Genomic DNA, 22,204 nt, shown 5'->3' on the forward strand with positions numbered 1-22,204 from the left:
GCGGTTCACGTACGGCTAACGCTTCGGGGCGCAGGCTGGCCCGTCACCACGACGCAATGTCGTATTCAGCCATTCAGGCGCAGAAGATTCCTTTCCTTCCGCATCAGCTTCGCACTCCGCTTTCGGCGAGTGCACGGTCTTGGTCGTTTATCGCGTCGCTGGAGACCGGAGTGAACGATCGGCACGTCCAGCGTTTGCGGATCCCGCATCCGTTGTTCGCTGCGGCCTCGGCCGCAACGCCGGTGCGCCGGGTCCGAGAATCAACGGTCCAACAAGCAATCGGGCGGCGGGGAAGTCTTCGCCGTCGTTTAGGTGCGAGCCAGGGAGCCGGCGGTGCAGGACTAGGAGTCCCTCACCGCCGCAAAGGCTCGCGATGGAATCAGCCGGGCGCAACGCAAATCGTTCGCCGTGTGCCGGAGAGGCCGATGCAAGAGAACGTCGAATGGTTCTATTTCACCCTGGGGAACGGCCAGAGCATCGGGCCGCTGCAGTTGCGGCGCATCTGGATGGAAGCCTGCAGTTCCACCAATGTCAGCGTTCACCGCACCCATCGTCTATTGCTGGGAAAGCAGACCGCGATCTATTCCCTGCGCGCCTCGCCCAGGCTCGGGGATCTGCGCATCGTCGAGTCGCGCCTTCGCCGGCTGCTGGACGATTCCAGGCTCAGCAGTGTTTTAACTTTCGTGTCGCATTGAGGTTTTCATGCAGCTTATGTTCGACATCGCCGTTGGCAAATGCGAATCCATCGACCAATCGTCGGTAACCGTTCGCCTCGACAGCGCCATCGTCAGCCGTCTCATCCCCGGCCGTGCCTGGAGCCGTTCCGGCACCAGCATCCTGAAGATCAGCCTGCGCCTGTGCAGCGAGCGCAGGCCGCCCAAGGTCGGCAGCGAGACTTTCCTGCAGCGCGAAGCGCTGTTGCGCAATCCGCTGGCCAGCCTCGATCTGCTCGGCGACGGCGAATTCACCCCGGTCAGGCTGCGCGCGCTCGGCACCGACACCGACCCGCAGTTGCCCGAGGCGGTGCCGGTGCGGGCCAAGGCCGCGGCATCTCGCCCGCGCAAGGACGCCTGACTCCAGGCTCCAGATTCCAGGCCGGCCGCATCGCGGCCCGCCCAGGGCGCCATCTCGAGCGAGTTCGCGCCCGGATTCAATCAATTCAGCCCAGTACGAATACCACCAGGCCAGCTGGAACGGCGCCTGTTACAACGACGGCTCGCTGTGGGGCATGTACGGCTCCGGTTCTAGGCCGGCGAACGCGTACGGTTCGCAGGCCGCTGTCGCCTGGGCTGGCGGCCATACCGATTGCAGCAGCGTCGCCGGCGGCGTCATCGACGAAGGCTGTATGTATTCGCATCCGGACCTCGCCGCCAACGCCTGGGCCCATTCCTGCGGTCCGGTCGACGTCGTCGACAACGGCGGCATTCTGTTCGTGGTCGCGGCCGGCAACGCCGGCGTCAGCGGCAAGAGGGCGAGCTGCGGGCGCCTCAACGCCAGCGGTTTCTGATTCAGCGTCTATCGAGCGATAACGGAAGGCCCCGGGAAACCGGGGCCTTCTCGTTGCCGCGCTAAAACTCAATTCTGCGCCGGCGTGTTTTCGGCGAAATACTCGTGGCTGTCGGCGTTGTCGAGCGCGTTGGTCGGGTTGCTGATCGCAAGGCTCTTCGCGCCGGCCTGCCCGTAGACATGATCGTCGGTACCGGCGACGGCATCGAAGTGGCTCATCTCGTGGATCAGGGTGCCGGCCTTGGAGTCGGTGCCGGTCAGCGACGCGCTCCAGAACGCGCGGCAGACGTAGATCTCGTAAGGCTGGTTCGGATAGACGTAGGCATAGTACTTCTGGTTGCAGCCGCAGTTGACGGTGATCGCGCCGTTGCTCTGGTCCATGGCGGCGTCGATGGCGACGAAGTGCTGGCTCGCGGTGCCGTAGCGCTGCGAGGTGTAGGCGCCGAACCAAGTGGTGTAGCGCGGGCCGACGGTGCCGGCGCCGAGGTAGCTCTTGGCGTTCTCCGAATACCCGCGCGCCGCGGCGATGGCGCTGCCGATGGTGTCGATCTGGGTCGCATCGCAGCTCTTGTAGGACACGCCATCGACGACGCTGCCGCCGCCGCCCGGCTTGCCCTTGGCGCTGCTCTCGCCCTTGCCGTTGACCCACAGGCTCAACGGAGCGCTCTTGGCGACCAGCGGCAGGCCGTTGTCGTGGCGCAACAGCTTGCCGTCCGACAGCGACGCGAACTGCAGCGGCGAATCCAGGTTGACCACGTACCGGCCGCTGCGCGAGAAATCGTAGGCCTGCGACAGGTCGACCACGCTGCGCAGGGTTTCGCCCGCGCGCAGGATCGCGAAGTCGGCCGCATCGGGCAGGCCGCGCTTGATCATCGGGCCGTTATAAGCCACCGCCACGCCGTCGCGGCTGATGGTGAACAGCTTGGATTCGGCGAGATTCGAGGGCAGTTGCCATTTGGGCACGCGGGCGGTGTGGCGGCTGGTATTGGTGACGGTGACTTCGACTTGGCCGTCGAAGTTTCCGTTCTGATCGGCGACGGCCATCAAGCCGATGCGCAGCGGGTTGTTCTTTTCGTGCGGCGGCGCCGCGGTGACGGAGGCGATCGCGCCGGCGAGAACGACGCTGCCCGCGACCGCGGACATGAGACTGATTTTCATTCAAAAATCCCCGGGGGTTGGACCAAAGTGTCCGGCAGGTCGGACGCCTCCACGTAACCAGATTGCCTCCTGGAATGCATTGTGCGACGCATCACGCTTTACTGGGTCGGGGTTAAGGGGCGCGGCGGATACTGCGCTCGAAGGCCTGGCGAAACCGTATGCTCGGCGCCTTCATCCGGACATCACGCGCGACCAAGACGAGGTGCTGCAATGAAATACATGAAGCGAGCGGGTATGGCCCTGCTGCTGGGCCTGGGCCTGGCGGGGGCGGCGCAGGCACAGACGGTCGGCTACAACATCCGCACCGGCGACGTCTGGGTCGATACGCGGCTCGGCGAGATCAACGACTACGGTCGGCGATATCGCGAGCCCTTCGTCAGCGAGATCACCGGTTATTACGGCGCACCGCGTTCGCTGATCGACGAGTTGCTCGATCGCCGCGGCTGGTCCCCGGGCGATGTTTACTACGCCTGCGCCATCGCGCGTTCGCTCGGCGTGCCGTGCCTGAACGTCGTGCGCGAATACGACCGCAACCCAGGACAGGGCTGGGGCGCAGTCGCCCAGCGCATGGGCATCAAGCCCGGTTCGCCGGCTTTCCACGCGCTCAAGCGCGGCGCCGTCGGCACCTACGATCGCTGGGGCTATCCGATCAATATGAACCAGTCGGTGGACGTCGATTGGGCTCAGCACGGCCCCGGCAAGGGTAAGAGCAAGGCCAACGGGCCTTCCGGCGGTAAGAAGCACGGCCCCGCTGCATCGCACTCCGATCACCCGAGCTCGAAAGGAAACGGCCGCGGCAACTCCGACAAGGGCGGCGGCCATGGCAAGGGGCAGGGCGGCGACAAAGGCCACGGCGGCGGCAAGGGCCAGGGCAAAGGAAAGGACAAGGGCCACGGCTGACTCGGGCCGGTAAAAAAACGGACCCGAGGCGTCAGCCTCGGGTTTCGTTCACTGCAACCGGCACACTGTGCCGGTAGCTGAAATTTTTCGGATTTAGGGCGCGGCTCGCGTGCGATGCGCAACCGGAGCGCCGCGCCGAGGCCATCGCCGGGATACGCGAGCGCAGTGTCCGACTGATCGAACCCAGAGCAGACGCAACGGCATGCGCGCCCGAACGCCGTCGCGATACCGCCCCGCTTCTTCAAATAGACGCCCGCGGCGCGCGCCGTCGCGGCGCCTGCGACGCCGGTCGGCGATTCTGTCCCGGTCGCGATGCAGGCAGGCCGGGGAGACGGCTTCAATCGCGGTCGACGCCAGGAATCCCGCATTCGACAGGGAAGTCGGTATCGAATGCCATGCTTCCGGCGCGCCGCAGGTCCAGGGACGACCGCCGGGCTCGCCGGCCTGCTTCATCCCGACATTCCACCCGACGCAGGACGCGGCATGCCGCCGCGTGTTCTGTGCAGCCCGACGGGCGCGTTTCGCGCAGCCGTCCTTTCATCGGCGCTCTTAAAAGGATATTCATGCGCTCCATTCTGCTTTCCAGCCTGGCCCTGTCGGCCGCGATGTCCAGCGCCAGCGCGCTGGCTTGCGACACCGTCGTCACCTCGGCCAATCCGCATATCGCCGCGCCCGGCAAATACTGCCTGGCCGGGAATCTCGGCGTCCCCATCGTCATCACCGGCGAAGACATCGAGTTCGATTGCAGGGGACGGACCCTGGCCAATCCCGACCCGAACCTCAACGGCGCCGCCGCCATTACCGTCGACTCCTGGTCCAGGGTGACGGTACGCAACTGCCGCATCGAGGGCTATTCGCTCGGCATCCACCTGCGCACGCGATCGGGCGATCAACTGCTCAACAACACCGTGGTGCGTCCCCACGATGCGGGCATCGTGATCTTCGGCGACAGCTTGCCGGATGGCGTAGGCGCACGGGTGATCGGCAATCGCGTCATCGATTACGGCAACCCGAACATCTCGCCGTGGCGCGAGGCCATCCAGATCACGATGGCGCCACGCACCGTCGTCACCAACAACGTGATCGCCGGCTACATCGGCGGCGGCCTGCTCGTCGACCGCTCGGCCGACGTGCAGGCGACCGGCAATCAGTTCCTCGACTTCCCGGACAATACCCAGCGGATCATCGAGCTGCGCGAGTCGCCGCGGGCGCGGCTGGTGCACAACTCGATCATGCTGCGGACGCGTTCGAGCGTGCGCGGGCTGATGGGCGGCAGCGGTGCGACCTGCATCGAGAACGTCGCCATCAACACCGCGCCTTCGGGCTTCTCCGAGTGCGCGGTCGCCCGCTACAACGTCGAAGAGCCGGCGCCGTTCCTGCCGTAACCTCTGCCGTCGATATCTGCAGTAAATCCTGGCTGTAGGCCAATACGAGAAAAACGCCGGCGCCGCGTTCGCGGCGCCGGCGTTTCTGGGCAGCCCGACGGTTTCACTGGAGGCCATCGCTACACAGACCCGGCAGGCCGCGCATGGCGCCGGAATCGCGGCCTTGCTAGGCTTTGCGCATCCATCCAGGCCCGGGCCGCCATCGCTGCGGCGGTGGGCGCGCGTCGCCAGGAGTCCGTCCCGATGTCCATCCTCGTCACCGGCAGTGCCGGCCACCTCGGTGAAGGCCTGATGCGCCGGCTGCACGCGCAATCGCGCGACGCGGTCGGCATCGACCTCAAGGCCTCGGCCTTCACCGATCGGGTCGGCTCGATCGCCGACCGCACCTTCGTCCGCGGCGCCATGCAGGGCGTGCGCGCAGTGGTGCATACCGCGACCCTGCACAAGCCGCACGTCGCCACTCATCGCTACCAGGATTTCATCGACACCAACGTCACCGGCACCCTGGTGCTGCTCGAGGAGGCGCTCGCGGCCGGCGTCGAATCCTTCGTCTTCACCAGCACCACCAGCGCGTTCGGCGCGGCCTTGAAGCCGGTGCCCGGCGGTCCGGCGACCTGGATCACCGAAGCGGTGACGCCGGTGCCCAAGAATATCTACGGCACCACCAAGATCGCCGCCGAAGGCCTGTGCGAGTTGTTTCATCGTCAGCACGGCTTGCCGGTGCTGGTGCTGCGGACCTCGCGCTTCTTTCCCGAGGACGACGACGACGCCTCGGTGCGCGAGGTCTATCCGGCGGCCAACGTCCAGGCCAACGAGTTGCTGTATCGGCGCGCCGATATCGAGGATATCGTCGACGCCCATCTGCGTGCTGTAGAACGTGCGCCCGCATTAGGCTTCGGCCGCTACATCGTGTCGGCGACCACGCCGTTCGGCCGCGACGATCTGCTCGCCCTGCGCGAGGATGCCGCGGCGGTGGTGGAGCGGCTGTTCCCCGATTGCCGCGTCTTGTACGCGGCCAAGGGCTGGCGGCTGTTTCCGCAGCTCGACCGGGTCTACGTCAACGAGGCCGCCCGCCGCGACCTGGGCTGGGAGCCGCGTTACGGTTTCGCCTACGTGCTCGAATGCCTGCGCGCCGGCATGGACTTCCGCAGTGGGCTCGCCCACGAGGTCGGCGTGAAGGGCTATCACGACTGCGTGTTCGAAGGCATGCCGTATCCGGTGGCTTAAGAAGATAGAAGCCCAACGGTAGCACCGACGCGAGTCGCGACCACGGCATCGCGAGCGGCCGCGGGTGAACCTGGGCGGGAGAAAACACCGTCGCGACTCGCGTCGCTCCTACGGGAGCAGTGCCGGCATCCTTTGCGGCGCGGTTGGTCGCGTTTCCGGGCGATTGCGGCGCCGGGTAGGGAAAACCGCCGTCAGCTGGCTAGAATGCGGGTCATCGCGTTCGGAGCTGTGCGGCAGGTGGGCCTCGTCGCCGACGCTCCGGCCGCCGTCGATTGGACGCAGCGCCGAGGAGTAGACGAGATGGCGATCGATTCTGGCCGGCCTTCGCCGCAACGGCCCGGTACCCGCCGAAAGGCCGCGGCTGCCTGCGTTTTATGAGCTGGACCGCACTGATCTGCCTGGGGGCCAGCGACGGCCCGCGCGTGGAGAATCTGTTGCTGGCGGCGGCGCAACTGCGGACCGAGTTCGACGTTGCACCTGATGCGCGCGCCACGGGTGCCTGTTCGGAGCTGTTCGGCGACCGCCATCGCCTCCATCGCGGCGGCGCCACGGTCAATTTGATGCTGGCGCTGCAGGTCGCGCCGCGATGGTCGATCGAGAGCATGGAGCGTCGTTTCAAACAGATCGAGGCGGCGTTCGGGCGCGAGCGCGACCCGCAGCGCGTGCTGCCGGTGCCGCTGGATATCGATCTGGTCGGCAGGATCGACGGCGAGGTGCAGTGGCAGGATCGCTACGACCCGGCCCGGCCGTATCTGTTCCATGGCCTGCACCAACTGACATTGCCGCTGTTGCGCAAGGCGCTCGATGCCGTCGCCTCGCAGCGTGGCTTCCGTCCCGAACACAATGCGATGGGGTTCTATCCTCTGGCCGGCGCGGATTTCGTCGCAGATTTCCTGCACGCCCAGGCCGAGCCCGCCACCGCCGCTCAGGAGGCCCGCTGATGTCCGATCGCATCACTCTCGTTACCGGCGCTTCGCAACGGATCGGCCGAGCCATCGTCGAGACCTGTCTGCAACGCGGCGAACAGGTGGTGGCCCATCGCCGCCGCGCCGCTGCGCCGCCGGCGCCGTACTCGGCCCCGGTGCACGAATGGAGCTGGGACATGACCGAGCCGCTGCCGGCGTTGCCGCCGGTGCCGGTCACCGACCTGGTGCTCAATGCCTCGCTGTTCGAGCGAGGCCATGCCTGGGGCGACCTCGGCGCCGGCGATACCGACGAGGAACGCGAGCGCCTGGAGCGGCATCTGCGGGTCAACCTGATCGCCCCCTGGGAACTGGTGATCGGCCTGCACCAGCGGCAGCCGCTGCGTTCGGTGGTGGTGATGCTCGACACCTACCTGGACCGATCTTTCGCCGGCCATGCCGCCTATCAGGTCAGCCGCGCGGCCGGGGCCGGCATGGTGCGCGCGCTCGCCGCCGAGCTCGCGCCGACCCGGGTCAATGCGGTCGCCCCGGGCACGGTACTGCCCTCGGCGCGCGACCCGGCCGAACGCGCCGAACAGGAGGACGCGATCGCCGCGCGCACCGTGCTCGGTCGCATCGGCACGGTAGAGGCGGTGGTCGAGGCGGTGCTGTACCTGCGCGATGCCAGCTACAGCACCGGCGAAATCCTGCGCATCGACGGCGGCCGCTTCAAACTTTGAGTGGGCAAACTCTGAGTGGCATTCCGAGCGCCGCAGCGCCAAAGCCCGCCGGCGTTGCAATAGCGCGACAGCCCGGTCCACCGGTGCGATCGCGGCGCTGCCGGGCGCTGGCCATAATCGCGCATCGCCATTTCGCGATGCCGCCGGCGAAGACCGCATGAGCGCCACCCACAGCCACGACTACGACGCGGTCATCGCGACCCTGACGGATTATTTCGACGGTCTGTACTACAGCGACACCGCCCGATTGCGTCGCGCCATGCATCCGCATGCGCACTACGTCTGCGCGACCGACGGCAGCCTGCTCAAGCTCGACATGGAAGCGTATTGGGCGCGGGTCGACCAACGCGCATCGCCGGCGAGCCAGGGGGCGGCACGGGAGGACAAGATCGTTTCGCTCGAATTCGCCGGCCCGGTCACCGCGTTCGCGCGGGTCGAATGCGCGATCCCGCCGAAGCGCTTCACCGATCTGCTGACCCTGATCAAGCTCGACGGCCGCTGGCAGATCATCTCGAAGGTGTTTCATTACGAGCTCGACCCGGCCTGACCGGGCATGCGTCGGCGCAGCCCGATGGGTTGTCGAAGGCAAAACCTCATGATCGAACCCGAGACCGACGAGGTTGGACGCGGCGGACAGCACGGGTCGAGACGCCCGCGCAGCCGAACACCTGGGCGCTCGGGGCTCCGGGATGCGTGTCGGTGAAGCCCTGACGACCCGCTCAGGGTTGAGCGGCGAGTTCCGCCATGCGGCGTTCGATGCGCAGTTGCGCGGCGTCGGCGTTCTCTTTCGCGCGTTGCCAGGCCGAGCGGGCCGCGTCTTCGGCCTGTTCCCAGTTCAACACCGAGCCCAGGCGGATGCGTTGGTAGCGCGCCGGCAGGTCCAGGCGGGGGTCGTCGAAGTCGCGGTCGGGGTGCTCGAGGTGGGCGGCGATGCCCACGTAGAACGCCGGGGCGTAGTCGCTGAAACGCAGGCCGTCGCGATAGAAACCGGCGCTGCGGAACTGACTCGCCCAGTAGCTCAGCCCGGGCGTGGTCGGGGCGGGGCGGCCTTGCAAGCTGGTCGTCATCACACAGGCTCCGCGCTGGAACCCCCTGTGGGTGAATCTTGCCGGATCCCGGCGTTAGGTTTTTGTGTACGAAGCGTTCACGCCTCGCCGTCCGCGTGCTCTGGCGCTGGCTTGGTCCGAGGGCCGCCGGCGGCTCCGCCAGGAACGCAATCGCGTCCCGCCGCCGGCCATCGGAAGCCTCCAGACGGCCCCGGCGCTTGCGCATCCGGGCCCGGGCGAGCAGGGTATGCTGGTAGCCGCCGCAACCCCCGGGCGGTACCCGTCTCGATGATCCAGGCCGCTGGGAGCGTGCGTGACTGGAATTGCCGACACCTCATTCGACCCGGTTCGAGCGACCGAGCATCTGCGGTTCGTGCGCCACATCTACCAGATGCGTACCCTCGGCCTGGGGACGGGGTTCTTCGCCGTCGCCGGGGTCCTGTACGAGCACCACGCGAGCGCCTGGGCCTGGGCGCTGCTGTTCGCCAACGGCTATCTGTGGCCGCCGCTGGCCTACCTGATCGCCTCGCGCAGCGTCGACCCCGAATACGCCGAGTACCGCAACCTGATGATCGATTCGGCCCTCGGCGGGATCTGGATCGCGGTCATGCATTTCAACGTTGTGCCGAGCGCTTTGCTGGCCGTGATGCTGTCGGCCGACAAGATCAGCGTCGGCGGCTGGCGTTTCTTCGTGCGCACCGCGACCGCGCAGCTGTTCACCTGCGCCACGGTGTGGGCGCTGCTGGGCTTTCCGTTCGCGCCGGACAGCTCGATGCCGGTGATCCTGACCAGCCTGCCTTTCATGTTCGTCTATCCCATGGCGATCAGCAGCGCGGCCTACGGCCTGGCGCGCAAGGTCGTGCGCCAGAACAAGCAGCTCGACCAGCTGAGCCGTACCGATCCGCTGACCGGCCTGCAAAACCGCCTGCATTGGGACGATTCGGCCACCGCGACCATGACCTACTGCGCGCGCTCCTCGAAGGGCGCGGCCTTGATCCTGATCGACATCGACCGCTTCAAGGAGATCAACGACTTCCACGGCCATCTCGTCGGCGACGCGGTGTTGCGGCGCGTCGCCGGCACCCTGCACGAGGTGGTGCGCCTGACCGACACCGCCAGCCGCATCGGCGGCGACGAGTTCGCCCTCATCCTCATGGACACCGGCCTCGAGGCGGCGGTGGCGATCGCCGAACGCATCCGCAATGCGGTCGAGGACGCGCGCTTCGACGAAGCGCCGGCCTTGCGCTGCACGGTCAGCGTCGGCGTGGCGACCACCGGGCCGAAAACCATCAGCGCGGCCATGTGGATGCGCCATACCGACAGCGCGCTGTATCGCGCCAAGGAGCTCGGGCGCAATGCGGTGGTGGTGGCCGAGGATTGAGATGAGCGGGGAACGCGCGCCGCTGATGTGGACACGCTGGACGCCGGGCCCGGGCTGGGCCGGCTTCGACGCGCACCGGGCGCTGTCGGACGCGATCTGGAGCGGGCTGTCCGAGGCCGGCGGCGTTTGGCAGTACATGAATTTCAGCCAAGACCACTCGATCTGGGAACACCGCGCCGACGGCAGCGAGATCGTGATCCAGTACCGGGGCGAGCGCATCGACAGCCTGCATTCCAGCGCGGGCGAGGCGCAGGATTACCTGCGCGCGGCGTTGGCGCCGTTCGGCCTGATCGCGCAGGAAGGCCCGGCGCCTTAGCCGCAGTCGCCCAGGGCCCCGTGGGCGGAGCGATCCGGCGGTTTTTACCGGCGCCCCGGAACGCGACCGAGCGCACCGGTTTGCCAGTCCGGAAAGCGGGTCTCTAGAATCCAGGACCGGACCGCCACCACGGCGGCGCACCTAGGGCAGGGCATGACGCAGTACGAAGGCAGCATCGCGCAAACGCGCATCGGCGTGATCGGCCTGGGCTATGTCGGCCTGCCGCTGGCCCTGGAATTCGGCAAGCGCTACGACACCATCGGTTACGACACCAATGCCGTGCGCGTGGCCCAGCTCAGCGTCGGCGAAGACCATCACCGCGAGAACGACGCCGACGAGATCGCCGCCTCGACCCACCTGCGCTTCACCGCCAGCGCCGCGGACCTCGTCGACCGCGACGTCTACGTGGTCACCGTGCCGACCCCGATCGACGAGCACAAACGCCCGGACTTCACCCCGCTGATCGAAGCCAGCCGGGTCATCGGCGGCCTGCTCAAGCCCGGCGACACGGTGATCTACGAGTCGACCGTCTATCCCGGCGCCACCGAGGAAATCTGCGTCCCCGAACTCGAACGCGCCTCGTCGCTGCGCTTCAATGTCGACTTCTTCGTCGGCTACAGCCCCGAGCGCATCAACCCCGGCGATCGCCGGCGCCGCCTGGTCGATATCCCCAAGGTGACCTCGGGCTCGACGCCGCAGACCGCCGAGCGTGTCGACGCGCTGTACCGCAGCATCATCCCGGCCGGCACTCACCTGGCCTCGAGCCTGCGCGTGGCCGAGGCCGCCAAGGTCATCGAGAACACCCAGCGCGACGCCAACATCGCCCTGATCAACGAATTCGCGCTGATCTTCCAGAAGCTCGGCATCGACACCACCGAGGTGCTGGAGGCGGCCGGCAGCAAGTGGAACTTCCTGCCGTTCCGGCCCGGCCTGGTCGGCGGCCACTGCATCGGCGTGGACCCCTACTACCTGATCCAGAAGGCGCAGAGCGCCGGCTACTATCCCGACATCCTGCTGGCCTGCCGACGCATCAACGACGCCATGGGCAGCCACATCGCCTCGGACATCGTCAAGTTGATGATCCAGCGCGGCGTGGCCCTGGCCGGTTCGCGGATCCTGATCCTGGGCATCACCTTCAAGGAAAACTGCGCCGACCTGCGCAACACCCGCGTGGTCGATCTGGCGCGCGAGCTCGGCGAGTACCGGGCCCAGGTGCAGATCCACGACCCCTGGGCCAATGCCGAGGAGGCTCGGCGCGAGTACGGCGTGGAAATGATCGATGCGCCGCAGGCGGGGGCCTACGACGCGGTGGTGGTGGCGGTCGCCCACGACGAGTTCCGCGCGCTCGGCGCCGCCGGCGCGCGCGCCTATGGCCGCCCGGGCGCCTTGTTGTACGACATCAAGAGCCTGTATCCGCGCGCCGAGGTCGACGCGCGGCTGTGAACCGTGCCGGATGTCGCGCCGGCGGAGCCGTGGTCGCGCCGCCACGGCTGCGACGGCGTGGCCCCGCCATGGCGCCGCGGCCATCCGCCCGGCCTCGTACAGCGGTTGCGCACGCACAGGGTTATGCTCGCCCTCAGCTCGTGAACTGATCCGATCGCCATGCGCTACGCCGCTTATGCCGCCAGCCTGCTGTTGACCTTGCTCTCGTTGCTGCTGGTGTTCCTGCACCACGGCGACTGGCTGTGGGGCGTGGTCGTGTTCGGCGCGCTCGCCGCACTCGGCACCTGGGACCTGTTGCAGACCCGCAGCACCCTGCGCCGCAACTATCCGGTGCTGGCGCATTTCCGCTACGGCCTGGAGTCGATCGGCCCGGAGATGCGCCAGTACTTCATCGAGGCCGACACCGCCGAGGTGCCGTTCTCGCGCCAGCAGCGCGCCTTGGTCTACCAGCGCGCCAAGTCGGTCAACGACGTGCGGCCGTTCGGCAGCTTGCAGGACGTCTACGGCCTGGACTACGAATGGATCAATCATTCGATGGCGCCGACCGCGCACGTCTCGCACGATTTCCGCATCGTCGTCGGCGAGAACACCGCACATCCGTATTCGGCCAGCGTGTTCAACATCTCGGCGATGAGCTTCGGCTCGCTGTCGGCGAACGCGATCCGCGCGCTCAACCGCGGCGCCAAGCTCGGCGGCTTTTATCACGACACCGGCGAAGGCTCGATCTCGCCGTATCACCGCGAGAACGGCGGCGACCTGGTCTGGGAAATCGGTTCGGGCTACTTCGGCTGCCGCGACGAGCGCGGGCTGTTCGACGAGGGGCGCTTCGCCGCCAACGCCGGCGACCCGCAAGTCAAGATGATCGAAATCAAGCTCTCCCAGGGCGCCAAGCCCGGCCATGGCGGCGTGCTGCCGGCGGCCAAGGTCAGCGCCGAGATCTCGGCCACGCGCGGTGTGCCGATGGGCCAGGACTGCGTCTCGCCGGCCGCGCACACCGCCTTCGATTCGCCGCAGGGCCTGCTGCATTTCGTCGCCCGCCTGCGCGAGCTGTCGGGCGGCAAGCCGACCGGCTTCAAGCTGGCGATCGGCCATCCCTGGGAATGGTTCGGCATCGCCAAGGCCATGCAGGAGACCGGCGTGCTGCCGGACTTCATCGTCGTCGACGGCGCCGAAGGCGGCACCGGCGCGGCGCCGGCGGAATTCATCGACCATGTCGGCGTGCCGATGCACGAAGCCCTGATGCTGGTCCACAACACCCTGGTCGGCCTGGAACTGCGCGACAAGATCCGGATCGGCGCGGCCGGCCGCATCACCAGCGCCTTCGACATCGCCCGCACCCTGGCGATGGGTGCGGACTGGTGCAACGCCGGGCGCGGCTACATGTTCGCCCTGGGCTGCATCCAGGCGCAGAGCTGCCACACCGACCGTTGCCCGACCGGCGTCGCGACCCAGGACCCGAGCCGATGGCGCAAGCTCGACGTGCCGGACAAGGCCACCCGCGTATTCCACTTCCACGACAACACCCTCAAGGCCCTGCGCGACCTGCTGTGCGCCGCCGGCCTGAGCCATCCGGCCGAGATCGGACCCGAGCATATTTTGCGTCGGGTCTCGCCGACCGAAGTGCGATCGTTGGGCGCGTTGTACAACTTCCTCGCCCCGGGCGATCTGCTTGGGAAGATTCCGTCGCATGCGGTGTTCCAGTCGTTCTGGGCGAATGCGCGCAGCGATTCGTTCGCGGCGCCGGAGCGGTTGTTGGCGATGCGGGGCAGCAAGTCGATTTGAACAGGGCCACTCCTTTGTGGAAGCGACGTGAGTCGCGATGCGGAACGCGCAGCGATGACGAGGCCGTCGCCGTTCGTCGAAGCAACGTGCGCTCGCGGGGTAGGAGCGGCGCAAGCCGCGACCGCCATGCCTCGATCTCGCTTCGCCATTGCGTCTGTCTGTAGGAGCGACGTGAGTCGCGACGCGGGACGCGCAGAGACAACGAGGCTGTCGTCATTCGCCGAGGCGACGTGCTCTCGCCAGGGTAGGAGCGGCGCAAGCCGCGACCACCATGCCTCGATCTCGCTTCGCCATTGCGTCTGTCTGTAGGAGCGACGTGAGTCGCGACGCGGGACGCGCGGAGACAGCGAGGCTGTCGTCATTCGCCGAGGCGACGTGCTCTCGCCAGGGTAGGAGCGGCGCAAGCCGCGACCGCCATGCCTCGATCTCGCTTCGCCATTGCGTCTGTCTGTAGGAGCGACGTGAGTCGCGACGCGGGACGCGCGGAGACAACGAGGCTGTCGTCATTCGCCGAGGCGACGTGCTCTCGCCAGGGTAGGAGCGGCGCAAGCCGCGACCACCATGCCTCGATCTCGCTTCGCCATTGCGTCTGTCTGTAGGAGCGACGTGAGTCGCGACGCGGGACGCGCGGAGACAGCGAGGCTGTCGTCATTCGCCGAGGCGACGTGCTCTCGCCAGGGTAGGAGCGGCGCAAGCCGCGACCGCCATGCCTCGATCTCGCTTCGCCATTGGGCCTGTGTGTAGGAGCGACGTGAGTCGCGACGCGGGGCGCGCAGAGACAACGAGGCTGTCGTTATTCGCCAAGGCGACGTGCTCTCGCCAGGGTAGGAGCGGCGCAAGCCGCGACATCGCCGTAACGGTCTTGCGGCGCACCGCCCGAATGAGCGAAATAAAAGATCAATATCAAGATCAAGATCAAACCCAAAGCTTCCGCCACTAAAGCGGCGGGTTACTTTCTTTTGTCTAAAGCAACAAAAGAAAGGTAACCAAAGAAAAATGCTTTTCTTTGAATCACAAGCCCGCACGAGCGGTGCTTCCGCAGGGATTTTTCATACGGGACATCCTTGTCCCGATGAAAAACGGCCCGCATCCATGCGGGCCGCCCTTCGGGTCTTTTCTTGCCTTCGCTAGTGCTCGGCTGCGCACAGCAAATGCAACGCAGCAAGGCATGGCGGCGGGTGAGGATGCGGTCGCGACTTGCGTCGCTCCTACCCTGGAGCCACTGCACCTGCGTGTCGCCCCGAATCTATCCCTGTAGGAGCGACGTGAGTCGCGACCGCGGGACGCGGGGAGCAACCAGGCCGTCGTCATCCGCCTAAGCGGTGTGTTTCCCGCCGGGGTAGGAGCGGCGCAAGCCGCGACCACGCTGTGGCGGTCTTGCGGCGTCTCTTTCAATTAAAGGTCAGGATCAAGATCAAGATCAAACCCAAAGCTTCCGCCACTAAAGCGGCGGGTTACTTTCTTTTGTCTAAAGCAACAAAAGAAAGGTAACCAAAGAAAAATGCTTTGTTTTGAATCACAGGCCCGCACGATCGATGCCGACGCGGGGCTCTACATACGGGACATCCCTGTCCCGATGAAAAACGGTCCGCATCCATGCGGGCCGCCCTTCGGGTCTTCTGTTGCCTTCGCTAACGCGGATCGGCGCACAGCAACAGCAAAAGCTTTACTGCAACTGCAACTGCAACTGCGCGACGGGCTGACGTGCCTTGGCTCAGAGCAATTCCAGCACGCGCTCGGGCGGGCGGCCGATCACGGCGCGGCCGGCGTGGACGAAGACGGGGCGTTCGATCAGGCGCGGGTGGGCGGCCATGACGGCGATCAATTGCTCGTCGCCGAGGGCGGGATCGGCCAGGCGGAGGTCGCGGTATTCGTCTTCGCCGCTGCGCAGCAGGTCGCGGGCGGGCAGGTCGAGCAGGGCCAGCAGTTCGCGCAGTTCGGCGACGCTCGGCGGGGTGTCGAGGTAGGCGATGAGGGCCGGTTCGACGCCGCGCGCTTGCAGCAGTTCGAGGGCGCCGCGGGATTTGGAGCAGCGCGGGTTGTGGTACAGGCGGGTCGGGGCCGGGTGGGCGTCGGTCATGGCGGGTCCTTACGGTTCGGTGCTCGCGCGGACGAGGCCGGCGGCGCGGCGCATCGGCACGGCCGGTCCCGGGGTTGCTCGCGATGGGGCGGCAGTGCGGGACGCGACGCCTCGGCGGCAGGCGAAGCCGCGTTCGCTATCCATCCCGTTATGCCGGCCCGGAAACGAAAAAAGCCGGCTTGCGCCGGCCTTTTCGTGGAACTGGTGGGCGGTGCAGGGTTCGAACCTGCGACCCTCGCCGTGTGAAGGCGATGCTCTACCGCTGAGCTAACCGCCCGAGTCGAATCGGGCCGCAAAGTTTACAGGGGGACTCGCGGAACAGGCAAGCCTCCCGATGAATCCGCTGCCAGGACCGGGCGTCGGGCGTTCCGGCGGACCCGCGGCAGCGGCCGAACATCCCGCCAACCCGGCCCGCGCTTACTCCAGTTGCTCCTTGGCATAGGCCGCATCCAGCGCTTCCATCGCGTCCAGCGGCTTGAGCGTGGCGGCCTTCTCGTAGGCCGCGGCGGCGGCGCTTTCCTGCTTGTCGCCGTGCAGCAGCATCAGCACGTTGCCGTATTCGATGTGGGCGATCGGCGAGTCCGGGGTCAGCTTGACCGCGGTCTTGATGTGCTTCTCGGCTTCGGCCGCCTTGGCCCCGTAGGTCAGGCCGCCGATCATGCCGCCGATCTTGTTGATGATCTCGGCGTGGTACAGGGCCATCGCGGTATGCGCTTCGGCGTGCTTCGGCGACAACTCCAACGCGGTTTCGAGCGCGCTGCGGACCTTGCCGGCGATTCCGGCCTTGAGCGCCTTGGCGATGCTCAGGCCCTGGCTGTAGCGACCCAGGGCGAAGGCGTGGCGATAGTGGCTGTTGGCGTCCTCGGGCAGGGCCTTGATCGCGGCCTCGGCGAGCTTGGCGGCCTGTTCGAAACGGTGCAGCTTCTCGGCGTCGTCGTCGACCAGATAGGTCGCGTGGATGCCCATGGCCTTGACCGCGACGCTGGCGCCGACCGGGCCGAGCGCCTGGCCGGCATCGAAGGCGGCCTTGAAATCGCCGCGGTGGAAGGCGCGCCAGGCGTCCTGCAGGGCGGCGGCGAGCGCGTCGGCGTCCAGGCCCTTCGGGGCCGCCTTGCCGGCCGCGCCGATCAGCGCGCTGGCGCGTTTGGCGTCGGGGAAGGGCTCGGTGTCGCCGGCGTGCAGCTTGGGCCAGGCTTTCTTGAGGGCATCGCCGGCGTAGGCATAGCCCTTGGCGTCATGAGGAAACTTGGCCCAAGCGGATTTGGCAGCCATCTGCAGTCCTTGTCGACAGGTCGGGAAGGCAGCATCCCGCCGTCGCCGCGCCGTGGCAAGAGGGGGCCGCGCATCGGCGCTCGCCGTCGGAAAGCTGAAGCGGCTAGTGTGATTGCTCGATGCGCCGACGCCACAGTGGCCTGGTGAAACCGCTCATCCGGAGCGGTCAGCGGAGCTAACGATGGCAGCAGTGAAACGCAAGAAACCGGCGGCGAGCGAAACCACGCTGCGCCATGTCTGGCTGGCCGGCCTGGGCCTGGTGGTGTTGGCGCGTCGCGAAGCGATCGCCGCGGCTGCCCGCGGCGTCGGCCGCGTCGACGCGCTGCAGCAGCGCGTGCGCGACCTCGCCGACGACGCGCGCAGCAACGTGCGCGGCGGCATCGAGAACGTGCGCGATCAGGTCGAGCCCAAGGTCGTCAAGTTCAGCGCCGAGGTCGAGGCCCGCCTCGCGCCGGTGCTGGACAAGCTGGGCCTGAAGAAGCCCAAGCGCGGCCAGCGCAAGGCCCGCAAGACCGCGGCGAAGAAGCCGCAATCGCGCCGGGTGGCCGCGCGCAAGCCGGCGGCGCGCCGCGCCCGCCAGGCCTGATCGGGCCGCTCGCCGGAACCACGGCGGGATCGATCGCTGCGGGTTCGAACGAATCGAGAAAGGGCGCCGGTCGGCGCCCTTTCTGCGTCGCGACTCGCGATCGCATCGAGTCCGATCGCCTCAATCGGCGCCGGCGGACCGATAGCGTTCGACGACGATGCCGCAGTCGTAGGCCTGCGAGCCGATCAGGCGCAGGGCCAGGCCCCGCTCCGGGAAGATCGAGCGACCGGGGCCGACGGCGCTCGGATTGCGATAGAACTGGAACTCGTCGACCAGTCCGGTGGCGATCAGTGCCGAGGCGAAACCGGCGCCGCCGAAACACAGGAGGTCGCCTCCCGGGTCGCGCTTGAGCGCCTCGACCTCGACCGACAGGCTGCGCGAGGCGACGCGGGTGCGAGGCCAGCGCGCGCCGTCCAGCTTGTCGGTGACCACGACTTTGTCCGCCTCGACCACCTTTTGGGCGAAGGCGTAAAACGGGTCGGCCGGGTAGCGCGCCGCCGCCGCGCGGGTCCAGTGGTCGATATAGCCTTGCTCGGCCATCGGCCGGCTCAGCAGGATGCAGTCGGCCGCCGCGAAGCTGTCGTTGAAGGCCTGCTTGAGCGCATCGTCCCAAGGCCAGACGCCGCTCCAGTCCCAGTTCCAGAGCTGCCAGGCGATACCGCTGTCGGCGCTGACGCGGCCGTCGACCGACATCTGCATCTGCACGATCAGCTTTCTCATCGGGTGCTCCACATGCGTCTGCAGGCGGCGGGCCTGAGCGCCCGCCGGTTCAATCCAGATAAGCCCGGATCAGGGTATTCAAATGCAGGCGTTCGGCGTCGCGCAGGAACGGCGCGAGCAGCATCATCACCTGGACGATGCCGTCGCGGATCGCCGCGTGCTCGTCCTTGTCGCCGCGCGCGGCGGCGTAGTTGAGCCAGAAGGTGGCGATGACCAGGACGTTGGTGGCGGTGGCGGCGAGCTCGTCGCCGGACGCGCGCATGACCCCGGCCTGCGACAGCCCGCGCATGACCATGTGGGCCTGTTCGTCGGCGCGCTTGAGGATCCGGGCGAAGCGCAGGCGCAGGCGGCGGTTGCGGCTGAGGATCTCGACCAGGTCGCGGTAGAGGAAGCGGTAGTCCCAGATGCACTCGAACACCAGGTGCAGTTGCAGCCAGATGTCCTCGAGCCCGGGCAGGCGGCCTTGCGGCGCGGCCAGCGCGGCGTCCATGCGCTCCTCGAAGCGCGCGAACAGCTGCTCGATGATGTCGTCCTTGTTGCGGAAGTGGTAGTACAGATTGCCCGGGCTGATCTCCAGCTCGTCGGCGATGTGGTTGGTGGTGACGTTCGGCTCGCCCTGCGCGTTGAACATGGTCAACGCGGTGTCGAGGATGCGCTGACGGGTCTGTTTCGCCATCGGGCGTGCCGTGCAGGGGCGGGCGGGCGCGGCGTCAGCCGCGCAGTTTCTTGACCAGGTCGACGTACTTCTTCTGCGCGTCGGCCTGTGCGGTGCCCTTGAGCTTTTCCCAGGCTTCGTACTTGGCGGTGCCTACGAAGTCGAAGAAGCCGGGCTTGGGGCCGCTGACGTCGCCCTCGGCGCCCTGCTTGTACAGCGCGTACAGCCGCAGCAGGGTGTCGTTGTCGGGGCGGTCGGTCAGCGATTGGACGTCTTTGGCGGCTTGTTCGAACGCGGACTGGATATCGGACACGGCGAGCCTCTCCTGGCGCCAGGGTGAAGCGGCATAACAGCATGCAGGCCCGGGACGGTCAATACGGAAAGGAATTGTTCCGCGGCACGGGCTCTGGCACCGTAGCGCCATGCCGCCGCATTGGCGGTCGATCGGCCATCCAGGAGAGGGGTATGAGCTATTTCGTCACCGGCGCGACGGGTTTCATCGGTCGCTTCCTCGTCAGCAATCTGCTGAAACGCAAGGGCACGATCCACGTGCTGGTGCGCAAGGATTCGCAGAAAAAGTTCGACGCCACCGCAAAAAAGATGGGCTGGGACCTCAAGCGGGTGATCCCGGTCGCCGGCGACATGACCCAGGCCAAATGCGGCCTGAGCGCCGCGCAGGTCCGCGCGCTCAACGGCAAGATCAAGCATTTCTTCCACCTGGCCGCGATCTACGACCTGACCGCCAGCCCGGCCGCGCAGCGCGCCGCCAACATCGACGGCACCCAGCACGCGCTGGACCTGGCCGCCGCGCTCAACGTCGGCTGCTTCCACCACACCAGCTCGATCGCCGCGGCCGGCATGTACCCGGGGGTGTTCCGCGAGGACATGTTCGACGAGGCCGAGGGCCTGGACGACCCCTACCTGCGCACCAAGCACGACTCCGAGGGCCTGGTGCGGGCCGAGAAACGGATCAAGTGGCGGATCTACCGCCCGGGCATGGTGGTCGGCCATTCCCAGACTGGCGAGATGGACAAGATCGACGGGCCGTACTACTTCTTCACCTTCCTCAAGAAGCTGCGCGAGATGCTGCCTCCGTGGATGCCGATGCTCGGCGTCGAAGGCGGGCGCATCAACATCATCCCGGTCGACTACGTGGTCGATGCGATGGACCATATCGCCCACAAGCCCAAGCTCGACGGCCACTGTTTCCACCTGACCGATCCCGAACCGCAACGCGTCGGCGAGGTGCTCAACACCTTCGCCCGCGCCGGCCACACCCCGGAGATGACCATGCGCATCGACGCGCGCATGTTCGCCTTCGTGCCCAGCAGCGTGCGCGGCGCGGTCGGCAACCTGCCGCCGGTGCGGCGCTTCATCGGCATGTTGCTGCGCGACTTCAAGATCCCCAAGGAAACCCTGAAGTTCATCACCTATCCGACCCGCTTCGACAACCGCGAGACCGAGCGCGCGCTGCGCGGCAGCGGGATCAAGGTACCGAACCTGGACAGCTATGCCTGGCGCCTGTGGGACTACTGGGAGCGCCATCTCGACCCGGACCTGTTCATCGACCGTACCCTCAAGGGCAAGGTCCGCAACAAGGTCGTGGTGATCACCGGCGGTTCCTCGGGCATCGGCCTGGCGACCGCGGAGAAAGTGGCCGCGGCCGGCGCGGTGACGGTGATCATCGCGCGCGGCGAAGAGGAACTGTTCAAGGCGCGCGACGCGATGAAGGCCGCCGGCGGCAAGGTCTTCGCCTACACCGCCGACCTGGCCGACATGGCCGACTGCGACCGCCTGGTCAAGCAGATCCTGGCCGAACACGGCCACGTCGACATCCTGGTCAACAACGCCGGCCGCTCGATCCGGCGCTCGATCGAGCTCAGCTACGATCGTTTCCACGATTTCGAGCGGACCATGCAGCTCAACTATTTCGGCAGCCTGCGCCTGATCATGGGCTTCATGCCGAAGATGACCGAGCGGCGCAAGGGTCACATCATCAACATCAGCTCGATCGGCGTGCTGGCCAGCTCGCCGCGGTTCTCGGCCTACGTGGCCTCGAAAGCGGCGCTGGACGCGTTCAGCCGCTGCGCCCAGGGCGAGTTGTCGGGCAAGGGCATCAGCTTCACCACCATCAACATGCCGCTGGTGAAGACGCCGATGATCGCGCCGACCAAGATGTACGACAGCGTGCCGACCCTGACCCCGGACGAAGCCGCCGACCTGGTGGTCAAGGGCATCATCGAGCGTCCGACCCGCATCGCCACTCGCCTGGGCATCTTCGCCTCGGTGGTCAACGCGCTGGCGCCGAAGGCCTACGAGGTGGTGATGAGCACGGCGTTCGAGCTGTTCCCCGATTCGGCCGCGGCCAAGGGCGACCGCAAGGGGCTCAAGGACGAGCACGCCAGCAGCGAACAGATCGCGTTCGCGGCGCTGATGCGCGGCGTGCACTGGTAGGCGGTACGCGTTTGGCGAGCGGCGCCTGGCGCGCCGCGGGCAACGGGGCGGCTCAGGCCGCCCCGTTGCGTTTGCGCGCCGCGGTCTGTGCGGTCGCCGCTCCTACAAAGTGGATGGATTGACCCGAAGGCGTGTAGGAGCGGCGCGAGCCGCGACGGAGGTCCGGTTCGGCTTCGGGATTGCGTCGCAGGCGAGCTTACGTGTCGCGGCTTGCGCCGCTGCTACCTTGGCTCCTGCCCCGGAGCGATGGCGGGTTCCCACGCTCGGCCCAAAAGAACACAGCGCGCCGTTCGCCACGGCGCGCTGTTTCGGCTTGGATGGATTCGCTTCGGCGGGGCCGGATCAATAGGCCCGGCACTGGAAGAAGCGCACGCGGGCCTTGCTGCCCGGCGGCGGTTGCAGTTGCACGCGCGAGGAACGCAGGTCCGGGTAGGCATCGAGGATCGAGCAGATCCGGTCGATGTCCTGTTGCTGCGCATCGGTCAGGCGATAGATCAGCAGGTTCGACGGCGTCGACCACAAGGCGCGTTCGACGCCGTCGAGGGTCGAAATGCTGCGCCACGATGCCGCCGGCAACCGCATGCGGCCGGTGCAGGGCCTGCCGCGCGAGCGGGTGTTCGGTTTCGTCTTCGACGACGCCGACAGCCTGTG

Annotated in this window: 23 protein-coding genes and 1 tRNA gene; 15 read left to right on the top strand and 9 right to left on the bottom strand. The window is 67.2% G+C overall.

Features of this window, described 5'->3' with window-relative positions; all coding sequences use genetic code 11:
* Positions 1 to 425 precede the first annotated feature (425 nt).
* The 3 genes from ACSAMQ_RS10565 to ACSAMQ_RS10575 all read left to right on the top strand — a co-directional run bounded on the left by ACSAMQ_RS10565 (position 426) and on the right by ACSAMQ_RS10575 (position 1,507).
* Complete coding sequence (locus ACSAMQ_RS10565) at positions 426 to 695, top strand: hypothetical protein (protein ID WP_031371440.1); 270 nt, start codon at positions 426 to 428, stop codon at positions 693 to 695.
* Positions 696 to 702: 7 nt separating this feature from the next.
* A complete protein-coding gene (locus ACSAMQ_RS10570; protein ID WP_435395604.1) occupies positions 703 to 1,074 on the top strand; it encodes a hypothetical protein in 372 nt (123 codons plus the stop codon).
* 271 nt (positions 1,075 to 1,345) lie between these two features.
* Positions 1,346 to 1,507 (top strand): hypothetical protein, encoded by a 162-nt coding sequence (locus ACSAMQ_RS10575; protein ID WP_435395605.1) that lies wholly within the window; start codon positions 1,346 to 1,348, stop codon positions 1,505 to 1,507.
* Positions 1,508 to 1,575: 68 nt separating this feature from the next.
* Here the strand turns inward: ACSAMQ_RS10575 and ACSAMQ_RS10580 are convergent, their stop codons facing one another.
* Positions 1,576 to 2,664 (bottom strand): M35 family metallo-endopeptidase, encoded by a 1,089-nt coding sequence (locus tag ACSAMQ_RS10580; RefSeq protein WP_435395606.1) that lies wholly within the window; start codon positions 2,662 to 2,664, stop codon positions 1,576 to 1,578.
* A 234-nt stretch (positions 2,665 to 2,898) separates the two neighbouring features.
* On the opposite strand from ACSAMQ_RS10580, the gene ACSAMQ_RS10585 reads away from it, so the two are divergent.
* The 6 genes from ACSAMQ_RS10585 to ACSAMQ_RS10610 all read left to right on the top strand — a co-directional run bounded on the left by ACSAMQ_RS10585 (position 2,899) and on the right by ACSAMQ_RS10610 (position 8,365).
* Entirely contained in the window at positions 2,899 to 3,564 is a 666-nt protein-coding gene (locus tag ACSAMQ_RS10585; RefSeq protein WP_435395607.1) for a hypothetical protein, read from the top strand.
* A 563-nt stretch (positions 3,565 to 4,127) separates the two neighbouring features.
* On the top strand, positions 4,128 to 4,949 hold the full coding sequence (locus ACSAMQ_RS10590) for a right-handed parallel beta-helix repeat-containing protein (protein WP_435395608.1): 822 nt from the start codon (positions 4,128 to 4,130) through the stop codon (positions 4,947 to 4,949).
* A 243-nt stretch (positions 4,950 to 5,192) separates the two neighbouring features.
* A complete protein-coding gene (locus ACSAMQ_RS10595; RefSeq protein ID WP_435395609.1) occupies positions 5,193 to 6,176 on the top strand; it encodes an NAD-dependent epimerase/dehydratase family protein in 984 nt (327 codons plus the stop codon).
* Positions 6,177 to 6,598: 422 nt separating this feature from the next.
* Positions 6,599 to 7,117 (top strand): hypothetical protein, encoded by a 519-nt coding sequence (locus tag ACSAMQ_RS10600; protein WP_435395610.1) that lies wholly within the window; start codon positions 6,599 to 6,601, stop codon positions 7,115 to 7,117.
* Entirely contained in the window at positions 7,117 to 7,818 is a 702-nt protein-coding gene (locus tag ACSAMQ_RS10605) for an SDR family oxidoreductase (RefSeq protein ID WP_435395611.1), read from the top strand. Before ACSAMQ_RS10600 ends, ACSAMQ_RS10605 begins: the two co-directional genes overlap by 1 nt.
* A 157-nt stretch (positions 7,819 to 7,975) precedes the next feature.
* Positions 7,976 to 8,365, top strand: a complete 390-nt coding sequence (locus ACSAMQ_RS10610; RefSeq protein ID WP_435395612.1) for a nuclear transport factor 2 family protein — start codon at positions 7,976 to 7,978, stop codon at positions 8,363 to 8,365.
* Between the two features lie 172 nt (positions 8,366 to 8,537).
* Here ACSAMQ_RS10610 and ACSAMQ_RS10615 read toward each other — a convergent pair whose 3' ends face one another.
* A complete protein-coding gene (locus ACSAMQ_RS10615) occupies positions 8,538 to 8,885 on the bottom strand; it encodes a hypothetical protein (protein WP_435395613.1) in 348 nt (115 codons plus the stop codon).
* A 292-nt stretch (positions 8,886 to 9,177) separates the two neighbouring features.
* Here ACSAMQ_RS10615 and ACSAMQ_RS10620 point away from each other — a divergent pair, with 292 nt between their 5' ends.
* The 4 genes from ACSAMQ_RS10620 (at position 9,178) to ACSAMQ_RS10635 (ending at position 13,786) form a co-directional block, all read left to right on the top strand.
* The gene (locus tag ACSAMQ_RS10620) at positions 9,178 to 10,245 is read left to right on the top strand and encodes a diguanylate cyclase (protein WP_435395614.1); all 1,068 of its coding nucleotides are present in this window, start codon (positions 9,178 to 9,180) and stop codon (positions 10,243 to 10,245) included.
* A gap of 1 nt (position 10,246) precedes the next feature.
* Complete coding sequence (locus ACSAMQ_RS10625; RefSeq protein WP_435395615.1) at positions 10,247 to 10,561, top strand: hypothetical protein; 315 nt, start codon at positions 10,247 to 10,249, stop codon at positions 10,559 to 10,561.
* 153 nt (positions 10,562 to 10,714) lie between these two features.
* A complete protein-coding gene (locus tag ACSAMQ_RS10630) occupies positions 10,715 to 12,004 on the top strand; it encodes a nucleotide sugar dehydrogenase (protein ID WP_435395616.1) in 1,290 nt (429 codons plus the stop codon).
* 159 nt (positions 12,005 to 12,163) lie between these two features.
* Positions 12,164 to 13,786 carry an FMN-binding glutamate synthase family protein gene (locus tag ACSAMQ_RS10635; RefSeq protein ID WP_435395617.1) on the top strand — a complete coding sequence of 541 codons (1,623 nt, stop codon included), beginning with the start codon at positions 12,164 to 12,166 and terminating at the stop codon, positions 13,784 to 13,786.
* 1,714 nt (positions 13,787 to 15,500) lie between these two features.
* Here ACSAMQ_RS10635 and arsC read toward each other — a convergent pair.
* The 3 genes from arsC to ACSAMQ_RS10650 all read right to left on the bottom strand — a co-directional run bounded on the left by arsC (position 15,501) and on the right by ACSAMQ_RS10650 (position 17,138).
* Positions 15,501 to 15,866 (bottom strand): arsenate reductase (glutaredoxin), encoded by a 366-nt coding sequence (gene arsC / locus ACSAMQ_RS10640; RefSeq protein ID WP_435395618.1) that lies wholly within the window; start codon positions 15,864 to 15,866, stop codon positions 15,501 to 15,503.
* A gap of 202 nt (positions 15,867 to 16,068) precedes the next feature.
* Positions 16,069 to 16,143 (bottom strand) — tRNA-Val (locus tag ACSAMQ_RS10645).
* Positions 16,144 to 16,283: 140 nt separating this feature from the next.
* Entirely contained in the window at positions 16,284 to 17,138 is an 855-nt protein-coding gene (locus tag ACSAMQ_RS10650) for a hypothetical protein (RefSeq protein ID WP_435395619.1), read from the bottom strand.
* Between the two features lie 190 nt (positions 17,139 to 17,328).
* Between ACSAMQ_RS10650 and ACSAMQ_RS10655 the strand changes: the two genes are divergently transcribed.
* A complete protein-coding gene (locus ACSAMQ_RS10655) occupies positions 17,329 to 17,724 on the top strand; it encodes a phasin family protein (protein WP_435395620.1) in 396 nt (131 codons plus the stop codon).
* Between the two features lie 120 nt (positions 17,725 to 17,844).
* Here the strand turns inward: ACSAMQ_RS10655 and ACSAMQ_RS10660 are convergent, their stop codons facing one another.
* The 3 genes from ACSAMQ_RS10660 to ACSAMQ_RS10670 are packed head-to-tail and all read right to left on the bottom strand — an operon-like array spanning position 17,845 to position 19,412.
* Positions 17,845 to 18,444, bottom strand: coding sequence for a dihydrofolate reductase family protein (locus ACSAMQ_RS10660; protein ID WP_435395621.1), 600 nt, complete (start codon positions 18,442 to 18,444; stop codon positions 17,845 to 17,847).
* A gap of 49 nt (positions 18,445 to 18,493) precedes the next feature.
* Positions 18,494 to 19,120: a TetR/AcrR family transcriptional regulator gene (locus tag ACSAMQ_RS10665; protein WP_435395622.1), complete on the bottom strand. Its 627-nt coding sequence runs from the start codon at positions 19,118 to 19,120 to the stop codon at positions 18,494 to 18,496.
* Positions 19,121 to 19,154: 34 nt separating this feature from the next.
* Positions 19,155 to 19,412, bottom strand: coding sequence for an acyl-CoA-binding protein (locus tag ACSAMQ_RS10670; RefSeq protein WP_408953445.1), 258 nt, complete (start codon positions 19,410 to 19,412; stop codon positions 19,155 to 19,157).
* A 152-nt stretch (positions 19,413 to 19,564) separates the two neighbouring features.
* Here ACSAMQ_RS10670 and ACSAMQ_RS10675 point away from each other — a divergent pair, with 152 nt between their 5' ends.
* The gene (locus tag ACSAMQ_RS10675; protein ID WP_435395623.1) at positions 19,565 to 21,553 is read left to right on the top strand and encodes an SDR family oxidoreductase; all 1,989 of its coding nucleotides are present in this window, start codon (positions 19,565 to 19,567) and stop codon (positions 21,551 to 21,553) included.
* Between the two features lie 342 nt (positions 21,554 to 21,895).
* On the opposite strand, the gene ACSAMQ_RS10680 is transcribed toward ACSAMQ_RS10675, so the two are convergent.
* Positions 21,896 to 22,075, bottom strand: a complete 180-nt coding sequence (locus ACSAMQ_RS10680) for a hypothetical protein (RefSeq protein ID WP_435395624.1) — start codon at positions 22,073 to 22,075, stop codon at positions 21,896 to 21,898.
* Positions 22,076 to 22,204: the final 129 nt, after the last annotated feature.

The sequence above is a fragment of the Lysobacter sp. 1R34A genome (assembly GCF_051217035.1).
Classification (GTDB): domain Bacteria; phylum Pseudomonadota; class Gammaproteobacteria; order Xanthomonadales; family Xanthomonadaceae; genus Lysobacter.